11 protein-coding genes are annotated in these 12,592 nt (G+C 67.2%); all 11 read right to left on the bottom strand.

What is annotated here, in order from left to right:
- Positions 1-80 precede the first annotated feature (80 nt).
- Positions 81-1,118 (bottom strand): alpha/beta hydrolase, encoded by a 1,038-nt coding sequence (locus NCO8_RS15060; RefSeq protein WP_243750028.1) that lies wholly within the window; start codon positions 1,116-1,118, stop codon positions 81-83.
- A 331-nt stretch (positions 1,119-1,449) separates the two neighbouring features.
- Positions 1,450-2,508: an alpha/beta hydrolase gene (locus NCO8_RS15055; RefSeq protein ID WP_067640238.1), complete on the bottom strand. Its 1,059-nt coding sequence runs from the start codon at positions 2,506-2,508 to the stop codon at positions 1,450-1,452.
- Positions 2,509-2,809: 301 nt separating this feature from the next.
- On the bottom strand, positions 2,810-3,880 hold the full coding sequence (locus tag NCO8_RS15050) for an alpha/beta hydrolase (protein ID WP_067640236.1): 1,071 nt from the start codon (positions 3,878-3,880) through the stop codon (positions 2,810-2,812).
- A 157-nt stretch (positions 3,881-4,037) separates the two neighbouring features.
- Positions 4,038-5,939, bottom strand: a complete 1,902-nt coding sequence (locus NCO8_RS15045) for an arabinofuranosyltransferase AftB family protein (protein WP_067640405.1) — start codon at positions 5,937-5,939, stop codon at positions 4,038-4,040.
- 4 nt (positions 5,940-5,943) lie between these two features.
- Positions 5,944-6,876 (bottom strand): decaprenyl-phosphate phosphoribosyltransferase, encoded by a 933-nt coding sequence (locus NCO8_RS15040; RefSeq protein ID WP_067494894.1) that lies wholly within the window; start codon positions 6,874-6,876, stop codon positions 5,944-5,946.
- Between the two features lie 26 nt (positions 6,877-6,902).
- Complete coding sequence (locus NCO8_RS15035; protein WP_067494988.1) at positions 6,903-7,415, bottom strand: phosphatase PAP2 family protein; 513 nt, start codon at positions 7,413-7,415, stop codon at positions 6,903-6,905.
- Between the two features lie 71 nt (positions 7,416-7,486).
- Positions 7,487-9,412 (bottom strand): glycosyltransferase, encoded by a 1,926-nt coding sequence (locus NCO8_RS15030; protein ID WP_067640234.1) that lies wholly within the window; start codon positions 9,410-9,412, stop codon positions 7,487-7,489.
- Positions 9,409-10,647: a UDP-galactopyranose mutase gene (glf, locus tag NCO8_RS15025; RefSeq protein WP_067640231.1), complete on the bottom strand. Its 1,239-nt coding sequence runs from the start codon at positions 10,645-10,647 to the stop codon at positions 9,409-9,411. The genes NCO8_RS15030 and glf overlap by 4 nt, the downstream gene beginning before the upstream one ends.
- Positions 10,648-10,808: 161 nt before the next feature.
- On the bottom strand, positions 10,809-11,429 hold the full coding sequence (locus NCO8_RS15020; RefSeq protein ID WP_067640229.1) for a hypothetical protein: 621 nt from the start codon (positions 11,427-11,429) through the stop codon (positions 10,809-10,811).
- Positions 11,430-11,478: 49 nt separating this feature from the next.
- A complete protein-coding gene (locus NCO8_RS15015; protein ID WP_067640227.1) occupies positions 11,479-12,024 on the bottom strand; it encodes a hypothetical protein in 546 nt (181 codons plus the stop codon).
- A gap of 24 nt (positions 12,025-12,048) precedes the next feature.
- Positions 12,049-12,459, bottom strand: coding sequence for a hypothetical protein (locus NCO8_RS15010; RefSeq protein ID WP_067640226.1), 411 nt, complete (start codon positions 12,457-12,459; stop codon positions 12,049-12,051).
- Positions 12,460-12,592 lie beyond the last annotated feature (133 nt).

Here is a 12,592-nt window from a genome sequence, read left to right as displayed (position 1 = left end):
CGCGAAGCGCCCGCACAGCAAAAAGACCGGCCCACCCTGCGGGTGAGCCGGTCTTCTCAGCGTTGCTGTGCGGAAACTACTCAGGCACCGAGCGCGCCGAGGATCTGCGGGCGAGCCTTCCACAGCTGGTCTTCCCAGTACTTCCACGAGTGGGTACCGGTGGCCGGGAAGTCGAAGGTGGCCGGGATGCCGAGGCTGGCCAGACGACGCTGGAACGCCAGGGTGCTCACGAACGAGATGGCCTCGATGCCCATCGCGTTGGCGGTGTTGTACACCCCGCCCAGACCGGCCGGACGATCGTGCTGACCGGGCAGGCCGTTGGCCGAGGAGATGAACATCGGCAGACCACGCAGCTCCGGCGCGAACACCATCGGGTCCATCCGCAGCCACGCCGGGCTCCACGGAGCGGCCATGGAGTCGACATTGAAGCGGCCCGCGTCGAGCATCATCACGCGGATGGCCTCACGCATGCCGGGGGCACCCCAGTTCAGCGGGCCCGACAGCGAGGAAGCGTGCTTGAACTGGTCGCGGTGCAGGGCGGCCAGCCGCAGCGCGGCCGGACCCGACATCGACAGGCCGAGCACCGCGTTGTTGTGGCGGGAAACGCCGTAGCCCTCGAGGAAGGCGGGGAGCTCTTCGGTGAGGAAGGTTTCCCACTTGTAGGTGGTCTTCTGACCGTTGGTGTTGGACGCGGCGGTCCAGTCGGCGTACCAGCTGGACTGGCCACCGACCGGCATCACCAGGGTGACGTTGTCGTTGGCGAACTGCTGCATCGCGTTGGTCTCGAAGGACCAGGCGTTGCGGTCGTCGCGGGCGCGCAGACCGTCGAGCAGGTACAACGCGGCATTGCCGCCATTGCGGGCCCACTGGACCTGGACCTTCACCGGACCCATCTTCGACGGGACCATCAGTTCTTCGTAGCCACCCGCGGGCGCACGCAGTGCGACACCCGGAACCGGCGCGGCGAACGCAGTCGGGGCCGCCGCACCCGCGGCGATCGGCAGCACGAGGGCTGCTGCGCCGACAGCTAGAATTCGATTACGCCAACCACGAGGTGCTGTGCCCCGGGAGGTACCCGGCTGGTCACCCTTCGGCGCGACGGCCTTGCCGAAACGCATGTGAATTCCGCTCTCTTTCTGCTGTTATGGCATGCCAGACACGTCGGTGCCGACAACCGGATCCCGACACTCCGGTCGTCAGAAGAGATGAAACAACGATCTGGTCACACTTACGCTCGCTGGAGGATATTCGACTGGCGAATTACTTGCAAGGGCAGTGACATTGGCGGCTGGCGCCGCGGGGTTTTCGGCCCTGAGGGCCTCGCACCCGAAGGGCGATACTGCGCCTGCGGCGTTACATCTCGCCCTTCGGGTGCGAGGCGCCGAAAACCCGTTGTTGTCCGGACACACGAAACCGGCGCCGAAATATTCGGCGCCGGTTCATGTTTTGTCAGCCGATATTGTTCGACAGGTCCGGGATCATGCGCAGGGCCTCGTCGTTCCAGGTGTTCCAGGCGTGGATGCCGAAGGGCGGGAACGAGTAGGTGACGTTGCGTGCGCCGAGGGTGGCCATGCGGACTTCGAAGGCGCGAGTGTTCGCCAGTGCCAGCGCTTCCAGCGCCATTCCGTTGACGGTGTTGATGTTCGGTCCGTCGGAACTGGTCGGCAAGCCTGAGCCCGCCGCTATCCACAGGCGGGTGTTGTTGCGGACCAGGTTGGGGGCGAACACGAACGGGTCCATCCGCAGCCACTGTGGGCCCCACGGCGGGGCCATGGAGTCCACGTTGTAGCCGCCCGCGTCGATCATGCCGAGGCGGATGGCCTCACGCATACCGGGCGCGGAGATGTTCAGGTAACCCGAGTAGGCGCCCGCGAAGGAGAACTGGTCGGGGTGGTAGGCGGCGAGAGTGAGCGCCGCCGAACCGCCCATCGACAGGCCGAACACGCCGTTGCGGGTGCGGCTGAAGCCGAGCCGGTCGCCGAGCGCGTTGGGCAGTTCCCTGGTGAGGAAGGTTTCCCACTGGTACCGGTAGCTCTTGCCCGGTCCGCCTGCGAACGCGTCGATCCCGCCGGAACCGGTGGCGGGGCCGGTGCCGGGCACACCGAAGAAGCTGCTCGGGGAATTCCAGTCGGCGTAGAAACTCGACATTCCACCGACCGGCATCACCACGTTGATATCGGCCCGCGCGAGCGCGTTGGGGATATCGGTCTCGATTTCCCAGCCGTTGAGATGCTCGGGGGCGCGCATACCGTCGAGGACATAGACCACTCGATTGGTGTTGCCGTTGGCCGCGCGCAGAATGCGCGTCTTCACCGGGCCCATGCCGGAATCGACCCAGAAGTCGAACGCGGCCGGGTTGAAGCCCGCGGCGGCCGGCGCGGCGGTGCCGCCGACGGCCGTGGCGAGCGGGACGAGCAGAGCCATGGATACGCCCGCGGCCCATCGCCGCACCCACGATCCGCGGGTTGCGGTCTTCACGGGTCCACGCTCGCGGCGCAGTGTTCGCATTCGACTAGACCTTTCTCGGCAGACCGATAGCGCAAACCCCGAGCTACGCAGTCGGATTCCTCATCGGGCGCCGAAATGTGATCGAACCAGGGCAAAACGGACGATTCAACCTCGACGCATGCTCACTGAGTATCAAACGCTTCACGAACGCTTACATGTTGCTGGAAAGTGACCCGCAACACAACTCTGGGTGATCTGTCGCACATGATTCGTCACCGTCTTTGTCTCGGATCGTGACGCGAAAGCACAAAACCGCCCGGGTGCGAATGCACCCGGGCGGTTTCGCGTGAAACCAGCCGACTCAGCCGATATTGGCCGAAAGGTCGGGGATCATGCGGTGGACTTCCGCTTCCCAGTTGCGCCAGTTGTGCACGCCGGTGATCGGGAAGTCGAAGGTGGCGTTGCCGCCGCCGAGGGTGGCCATGCGGACCTGGAAGGCCCGGCTGTTGACCATCGCGAGCAGTTCCAGCGGAACGCCCTGCACGATTTCCATCGGGTTGGACACATCGCCGGCACCGGGGATACCGCTGGCGGCCGAGACCCAGACGCGGGTGCCGTTGGCGACCAGGCGCGGGGCGAAGACGAACGGGTCCATCCGCAGCCACTGCGGGCCCCACGGCGGCGCCATCGCGTCGATGTTGAAGGCGCCCGCGGAGATCATGGCGGTGCGCATCGCCTCACGCATGCCCGGCGCGGAGATGTTCAGGTAACCGGAGAACGAACCGGCGTAGCTGAACTGGTCGGGGTGGTAGGCGGCCAGGGTCAGGGCGGCCGAGCCACCCATCGACAGGCCGAAGACGCCGTTGTTGTTCGGGTTGAAACCGAGCCTGCTCGACAGCGCGTTGCGCAGGTGAGTGGTCAGGAAGGTTTCCCACTTGTAGGTGTTCTTCTTGCCCGCCACCTGGGCCGGGGCGATCGACGAACCGGTCATCGACGAGCCGGTGGCCGCCGAACCGGTGGAGCTACCGCCCGAACCGGCATCGAGGCCGAAGAAGTTGCTCGGCGCGTTCCAGTCGGCGTAGAAGCTGGACTGGCCGCCGACGGGCATCACGACGTTGATGTTGGCCGCGGTCAGCGCGCGGGCGACATTGGTGTCGATTTCCCAGCCGTTGAGGTCGTCGCGGGCACGCATACCGTCGAGCGCGTAGACCACGCGGCCGGTGTTGCCGTCCGCGGCGCGGAAGATCCGCGACTTGATCGGGCCCATTTCGGAGTCGACCCAGAAATCGAAACCACTGGGATCGAATGCCGCCGTCGCGGTGCCGGTGGGACCTGCCACCGACGCCCCGAGCGGCAGCACGATCGCCAACGAAACCAGCACCGACCGCTTGAGCCAGCCGGCTCCCCTGGTTCTCAGACGTCCGCCACGCATTCTGTGTTGGGCCTTTCCTCGTGCGGTTCGCGCGGAACCGCGGTTGCAATGACCGCCGACTGACATCCGGCACACCAGTGCGCCGACGGAAGTTCCTCGTTGACCCTATCGCTACATCGATAGCCTGGCGTTACCAAAAAGTAATTATGTGATCGATTCAGCGCTGTGGCTCGGGGTAGGGGTTGACCAACCCACACCGCTGGATCTCGTACTTCGGGACGCGGTCGATGCGGTACTTCGCGAAGGTCATCGCATTGCGGAGGTTGTGCTTGAACCGATCGAAGGTGAGCGGGTCGCGCACGGAGATCATCAGGGCCTGCGTTTCGGGGCACGACATGGCGGTGCGTGCCTGGGTCACCCACTTCTCGTCCATGAACCACGGCATCCACGGATGGATGTCGACCATGCCCGAATCGACGACCACCCAGTCGGGGTACAGGCTCTTGTCGTGGCCGATGCGGCCGTCGACGAGCCGGTCCGAGTGCGCGGCCAGCGGGTAGGCCAGGCCCATCGGGTCGATCACACGCACGCTCAGCGGCACGTTCATGCTGGTCATGCCGAGGTTGAGGAAGTACACGGTGTGCCCGGCGCCGCCCTCGGGAATGGGCTGCGGCGGCGGGTCGAGGTACCAGAAGGTGAACGACGGCGAATTCAGCAGCAGGCCGCCGTTGGGGTTGTTCGCGATGTCGTTCACCATCGCCCGCATGCGCGGGTAGTCGAGGTAGTCCTCGGCGCGGATCGGATGATCGTGACCGGTATTGAGCACGTAGTACACGCGCTCGTCGACGATGCCCGAGGCGCTGATCTTGGTTCCCGTGGTGATGGCGGTGGTGCTCGCCGCGTACAGCGACCAGCCCGCCGTGCCGAGCAGCGCGACGAGCAGCACCGCGAACGACCAGTCCCGTGCCGCGAACGCGCGCACCGGGATGGGGACGACGGCCACCGGGAGCAGCAGCAGGAACAGCTGGGTGAGCAGCATCCGGCCGTGCATGAAGTCACCGCCCACGCGCACCGCGTACACGGTGAGCAGCACGCCGCTGAGCAGCACCATCACCACGACCGCGCTCGGCGAACGGAACCACGAGCGAATCGCGGCGATCGACCAGGTGGGCTTCACCCGGAACCCGTGCGCCATGGCGGCGAGCACGCCCGCGACCAGCAGCACCAGCAGCGGGATCCACAGGTAGTAGGGCCCGACCAGATCGGCCAGGTACTTCAGGCCCTGCCCCCACTTGGCGCCGCCCGCGTCCTTGGCGACGGCGGTATTGGGATAGGGCAGGCCGTAGTAGCCCATGCGCCAGATCTGGTAGGCGACCGGGACCAGCCCGGCGACGAGAACGATCAGCGCGCGCAGCACCACGGGTCCGAACCGGAACTGCGGCATCGGCGCGAGGAAGATCATGCCGAGCGCGAGCACCCCGATCAGGGTGGCCTCGGGCCGGACAAGCGGTGCGAGACCGGCCAGGAACACCAGCCCGAGGAGGCCGGGAACGCGCACGACGGCGGCTTGGCTCCACCGGATCATCAGCCACCACAGCAGCCCGACCCAGCAGATCACCAGCCCGCTCTCCAGCCCGGAGGTGGCGTAGTCGCGGGCGGGCGGCAGCGCGATGTAGACGAGCACACCCGCCGGGATCAGCAGCTGACCGGTGCTTCCGCCCCACAGCCGCGCGGTGCCCAGCATGGCGAACACCATCGCGAGAACCGAGACGACGAGGGCGACACCGAGCACCACGTATTCGAGCCTGGCCTGGGTGACCCAGCTGAAGAACCAGACGATGTAGGTCCAGGCGGTGCTGGTATTGGTTTCGACCCGCTCGTCCATGTTGAAGACCGGGCCGTTGCCCGCGAGCAGGTTGCGCACTGTGCGAAGGACGATCAGCCCGTCGTCGGCGATCCAGCGCCGCTGCCAGGCACCGATCGCGAACAGAGCGGCGGTGAGCACGACCCCACCGACGAATGTGGCCCGGGACGCGGCTGCGAAACGCGCGGCCGGGCGCGCCTGTTCGGCGCTGCCCAGCCGTTCGTCTTCAGATGATTCCCGCTCCGCTACCACGATCTCGTCAGGTGAGATAGACAGCGACACCTACCGCTCCGATCCAGGCAATAGCGAGGAACTGCAGGATGCGGTCCCCCAGCGCGATCTCTTCGGGTTCACCGGCCTCGCCACCATCGACGTCGACCGCGTAACGCAGGACTGCGATGGTAAACGGCACCATCGAGATCGCGTACCACTGGGTGTCCCGGGCCTCACCCTGCTGGAACGCCCACAGTCCGTAGAACACCACGAGCGCGGTGGCCGCGAGCGTCCAGACGAAGCGCAGGTAGGTGGGGGTGTAGTACTGCAGCGACTTGCGGATCTTGGCGCCCGTGTCGAGCGCGATCTGCAGTTCGGCGTAGCGCTTGCCCGCCGCCATGAACAGCGAACCGAACGCCATGATCAGCAGGAACCATTGCGACAGTTCGATATCCGCGGCCGCGCCACCGGCGATGGCGCGCAGCAGGAAGCCCGAGGAGACGATGCAGATGTCGAGCACGGCCTGGTGCTTGAGCCCGAGGCAGTACGCCAGCTGAATGCCGATGTACACGGCCATCACCACGGCGAGATGCCACGACGCGAGGAACGAACCGGCGATCGAACCGACCAGCAGCACCGCGGCCAGCGCGTAAGCCAGGTTGACAGGAACGACGCCCGCCGCGATCGGCCGGAACCGCTTCGTCGGGTGGGCGCGGTCGGCCTCGACATCGAGGGAGTCGTTGACCAGGTAGATGCCCGAGGCGGCCATGCAGAACACGACGAACGCGATCGCGACGTGCGCGAGGATCCCCAGGTCGCTGACGGCTTCGGGGCCCGCGGCAAGCGGCGCGGCGAGCACGAGCACGTTCTTGACCCACTGACGTGGGCGAACGGCCTTGACGAGCCCGCCGGCCAGGGTCTTCGGCGGGCCCTTCACAGCAGCCTCATCCAGGACGGCGGCGGACGGTTCTTCGCTCATCTCAGCCAGAGTTCTTTCGGTAGCGGTCACGGGCGGCGTCTCTTTTCGGCGGCGAGCACGGCGGCGGCCGACGCGGCCCCCAGTGCGGAACCGGCGAGCACATCGGAAGGGTAATGCACCCCGAGCACGACCCGGGACAACAGCATCGGTGGCACGAGCACCGCAGGCAAGGGTAGCCCGGTGAGCCTGCCGAGCAACACCGCCGCCGCCGTTGTGGAGGTGGCGTGCGAGGACGGGAAGCTCAGCTTGCTCGGCGTCGACACGTTGACCTGCACCGACGGATCGTTCGGGCGCGGGCGGCGGACGATGCGCTTGATGACGATCGACGCCGCGTGCGCGCCGACCGCGCCGACGGCCACGCCCGCCCACTGACGGCGGCGCGGCTTGTCGACCAGCCAGCCCGCCGCCGCGATGCCGACCCAGCCGAGCGCGTGCTCACCGAAGTGCGACATCGCCCGCGCGGCCGACACGACGGCCGGGTTGGTGCCGATGGTGCCCTGCACGGCGTTGAGGATCGCGACCTCGACGGGCACCTCCACGTACTCGCCACTGCACGCGCAGTCGCCGCCGCAGCCCTCGTCGAGGAGTTCCAGTTCCGAGTTGATCGCGTTCACTTGCTCGTTCCGTTCAGGCCGAAGGTCTTCTCCCACGCCGCCGTGCTCGTCAGCTCGGCGTGCGCGGCCCGGTAGCGCTGCTGCATCTCCGGGAAGCGGGCGGTGAGCTCCTTGCGCAGGCGCAGAGCTTCCTTGAGCAGCTCCGCCGCCTTGCGCGGGTCGCGCTTGCGGTACACCACGCCACGGCCGTCGGCGGTCGTCACGGTCACGCCGTCGACCTGCGAGAGCAGGAACCAGCGCGCGTCCAGCGTCGGCACGTTGAGCTGTGGTGTCTCGTGGGCGGCCGGGTCGGCCTTGCGGAAGTTGTGCACCACGCCCTTGGCCAGGCGCGCCACCTTCGCGATGGGGTTGCCCGGTTCACCGACGGCGCCGACACCGTGGCGGCTGGCCAGCGGCAGTTCGGTCGACGACGGAACCACGACGGCGTCCGGGTACTCCTTGCGCATCGCGTGGATCTTGCCCAGCGCGCTCGGCAGCAGGTCGAACAGACCTTCCGGCCCGGCGAGGAAGTCGCGGATCGCCTCGTTCTGGATGGCGACCGTGGAGTACTCGAGACACAGCAGGTGCTTGAGGGTGGCCTTGACCGTGTTCACGATCATCGGCTTGCCGTCGCCCGGCAGGTGCAGCGAGGCGACGACCAGGCGGTTGCGCAGGTGGAAGTAGGCCTGCCAGTCGATGGCGTCGTCCTTGTCGGACCAGGCCATGTGCCAGACGGCGGCACCGGGGAGGGTGACCGTGGAGTACCCCGCGTCACGCGCGCGCAGACCGTATTCGACGTCGTCCCACTTGAGGAACAGCGGCAGCGGCTGACCGATCTGGTCGGCGACCTTGCGCGGGATCACGCAGGTCCACCAGCCGTTGAAGTCGACGTCGATGCGCCGGTGCAGCAGCTTGGAGTTGTCGCGGTCCTTGAGCGGGTACTTCGAGAAGTCGTGGTCGTATTCGACATTCGGCGCCGAGGACCACATGAAGATACCGCGGTCGACGACCTCACCCATGCTGTGCAGGTGCGAGCGTTCCTGCAGGTTCAGCATCTGCCCGCCGACCAGCAGCGGTGACTTGGCGAACCGGGAGAACGCGAGGGCGCGCAGGATCGAATCGGGCTCGATCTCGATGTCGTCGTCCATGTAGACGATGAACTCGGCGTCGGTCTTCAGCGCCTCGTACATGACGCGGCTGTAGCCACCGGACCCGCCGAGGTTGGGCTGGTCGTGGATGCTGAGCCGGTCGCCCAGCGTCGCGGCGGCCTCGGTGAAGCCCGGCTCGTCGACGACCTTGCGGTTGCCCTGGTCGGCCACGATCACCGCGGCGACATTGCCGAGCACCAGCGGGTCCGAGCCGAGGGCGGCCAGGGTCTTCACCAGGTCGGTGGGCCGGTTGAAGGTGGGCATGCCGACGGCGATGCTGCCGGTGCCCGGCGCCTCCTGCGGCGCGTACCAACCACCCGCGAGCAGGGTGACCGCCGTGTCGGTGGTGATGTCGAACCAGATCCAGCCGCCGTCCTCGAACGGGCCCAGGTCGGTCTCGAACTCCACCGACACCGAATCCGCACCCTGCGGAACGGCGAACTCCTTGCCCTGCACGTGGATTCGCGAACCGTCCGCCTTGGAGCGGTACACGTCGACGCGACCGTGCCCGGCCAGTTCCAGCCGGAGCACCACCGACTTCAGCACGCTCCACCGACGCCAGTAGCTGGCGGGCAGCGCGTTGAAGTAGGTGCAGAACGACACCTCCGACTCCGCGCCGATCGAGAGCGCGGTGCGGCTGGTGGCGTGCGCGCGACGGGCGTTGGTGGTGGATTCCTCCAGGTAGAGGGTCCGCACGTCCAGCGGTTCGCCCGGGCGCGGCAGGATGACACGTTGCAGCAGCGACTTGGCGCGCGTCTCGGTGGTCACGTCTTCGAGCATCGGTTGCGCGCTCATGCCTCGTCCACCAGGGGCGCGCCCGACTCGAGATGCGGGCGGAGCACGTTCTCGAACATGCTCAACGCCGAACCGATCGCCATGTGCATGTCCAGGTACTGGTAGGTGCCGAGGCGGCCACCGAAAAGTACCTTCTTCTCGGCGGTTTCGCGCTTGGCGCGCTCGCGGTAGGCGAGCAGCTTGGCGCGGTCCTCCGGGGTGTTGATCGGGTAGTACGGTTCGTCGCCGGTCTGGGCGAAACGCGAGAACTCGCGCATGATGACCGTCTTGTCGGTCGGGTAGTCGCGCTCCGGGTGGAAGTGGCGCGGCTCGATGATGCGGGTGAACGGTGCGTCGGCGTCGTTGTAGTTCATCACCGAGGTTCCCTGGAAGTCGCCGATCTCGAGCACTTCGGTCTCGAAATCAATGGTGCGCCAACCCAATTCACCTTCGGCGTAGTCGAAGTACAGGTCCAGCGGACCGGTGTAGACCACAGGCGCGTCGGGATTGGCGGCGCGGACCTCGTCCCGCACGTCGAACCAGTCCGTGTTCAGGCGCACGTCGATGAGGTCGGAGGCGGCCATGTTCTCCAGCCACTTCGTGTACCCCTCCTTGGGCAGGCCCTCGTAGGTGTCGTTGAAGTAGCGGTTGTCGAAGGTGTAGCGCACCGGCAGACGGGTGATGTTGCCCGCGGGCAGTTCCTTCGGGTCGGTCTGCCACTGCTTGGCGGTGTAGTCGCGGATGAACGCCTCGTAGAGGGGACGACCGATCAGCGAGATCGCCTTCTCCTCGAGGTTCTGCGCGTCGGCGGACTTCACCTCGGCGGCCTGCTCGGCGATGAGCTTGCGAGCTTCCTCCGGCGTGAAGTAGCGGCCGAAGAACTGCGAGATCAGCCCGAGCCCCATCGGCAGCGGGTACGCCTGGCCCTTGTGCAAGCCGAACACGCGATGCTGGTAGCCGGTGAACTCGGTGAACTGGGTGACGTAGTCCCACACCTTCTTGTTCGAGGTGTGGAACAGGTGCGCGCCGTACTTGTGAATCTCGATTCCGGTTTCCGGATCGGGCTCGGAGTAGGCGTTGCCACCCAGGTGGTAGCGGCGGTCGATCACCAGCACCCGCTTACCCAGCACGTTCGCGGCCCGCTCGGCCACGGTCAGGCCGAAGAAGCCGGACCCGACCACGATCAGGTCGTACTGGTTTGCCTGGCTGGCGGAATCTGCGTTGACGGAGTTACCCGGGGACGATGCGGCGGTCACGGGTGCCCAGCGTATCGGAAGACCGCCGATTGTCCCGGCGGAGTCCATGACCGACTCCTGACCTGCGCTTTTGTCAGCCGCTACCCGGACAGGACCGCACCGACGGCGATGCGTACGGCAACGTCGGGTGTGAGTCGCTGTTCCGGGGCGGGATGGGAGCGTCAGTAGTGGGGATATGCGGTCGGGCGGCCGGCGCGGATCCAGCGGCCCGTCGAGGGGGCTGCCGTCAGGATGAGGATGATCAGGGGGAAGAACGAGATCACGAGGGCGCCCGCGATCGCGCCGCCGGCCTCCGATGAGGAGGTCTGGCTCAGCGCCATGAGGACCGAGACCCAGGTGCCTGCCAGGGCGAGGACGGACAGCAGGATGAGGAGTACTCGGCCTGCGGTCTTGCGGCGGAACAACAGGATCGAGCCGAGGAACCACAGCAGGCTGGGGACGGCGCCGATGGCGAGGCCGATGGTCACCTCGGATCGGCCCGCTTCGTCGGTGGCGCTGGTCGGCTCGGTGCCGAAGATGACGGCCGCGGCGATTCCGAGTCCGCCGAGGGCGATCAGCGACAGCAGCAGTGAGATGACAGCAGCGGTGATCGCCGTTCCCCCGCCGGGGCGCGGCTGGCCGTAGCCCGGCGGGTACGCGCCGTAAGCCGGTGCGCCATAGCCGTATTCGGCATACGGCTGAGCACCGTAGGGCTGAGCGTAGGGGTCGGGGGCGTAGCCCGGTTGTGCGTAACCCTGTGCCGCGTACGGGTCGTAGCCCTGTGGGCCGTGCGGATACCCCATCGTTTCCCCCTCCGGACGAGCTGTGTGCCCTGGTGCTGACCAGCTGAAACTATACGGCCGGTCCGACAAGATCTTTCGGGCGTGCGCGTGTGTAGGCCGCCGTCCACGGCGCGAGCGCCATGAGCAGCACGATCGCGCCGAGACCGGTCGCGGTGCCCGCGGCGGTCCAGTTGTGGTTGACGATCGCCGTCACCGCGCCCGGCACCCCACCGAGACCGACGAAGATCGAACGCACTACCGATTGGTCGGCGAACCAGTGGATGCCGTACCCCGAGTCGTAGCCGATGAGCGTGGCGAACAGGGCGAGCAGCCCGAGACCGAGTTGCGCCGCGGCGGCGACGATCAGCACCCAGCGGCCGGTGTCGTCGCGGCGAGCGAGCAGCAGCGCGCCGTAGCCGAAGGCGAACGCGGCGGCCAGCGCGCCGAGGGTGCTGAAGAGGACGAGCGAATCGTCGAGCAGCTCCGGGTCGCTGAAGAAGGTGCGAAGGACGTACGCCGCGCCGAGCAGATTCGCGACGGCGGCGAGCGCGCCGAGGGTCACGGCGACGACGGCCGTCACGTCACCGAGAGTCGTTGTCTTCTCCTGCTCGAGCATGGTCCGACCGTATCCCGTCCGCCGCTATCGCGTCGCGGTCCAGCGGCGCGTCGGCTCGATCACGCTGAACGCCAGGATCACCACATTGAGCCCGAGCCAGCAGTCCAGCGGCCCGAACCGCCAGCCGTGACTCGCCCCGTTCAGCACCACGACCAGCCCCGTCGCCCCCGCCATCACCGCCGCCATCGTGAGCAGCACTCGCCTGCCGAGCATCCGGCGCCGCAACAACAGCACCGCGCCGAGCAGATACACCACGCCGAGCCCACCTACGATCCCCGCGCCCACATAGTCGAGATCGATCTGACGCCCGAGCGTCCGCAGAACCGCGGTCGCCACCCCGACGACGATCCCGGCCACGCCGACCAGCACCCCCAGCCAGCCCGCGATCAGCGCGGTCACCGCGCGCGAAGGCCCCTCCGACCGCACCTGCTCCACACTGTCCCCGCTACTTGTCGTTGTTCGGAGTCAGTTATACGGGGCTTGCGTGATCTGCGCCGGGGTGTGCTGGAGTTGCGGTCCCAGCTGTACGGAACTACCTCGGTGTTTTGTGCACCACGGAGGTACTGGG

The sequence above is a fragment of the Nocardia coubleae NBRC 108252 genome, assembly GCF_001612805.1.
In the GTDB taxonomy this organism is placed as follows: Bacteria; Actinomycetota; Actinomycetes; order Mycobacteriales; family Mycobacteriaceae; genus Nocardia; species Nocardia coubleae.
The sequence above is the reverse complement of the archived record's forward strand: the minus strand, read 5'-3'. Positions and strand labels throughout refer to the sequence as shown.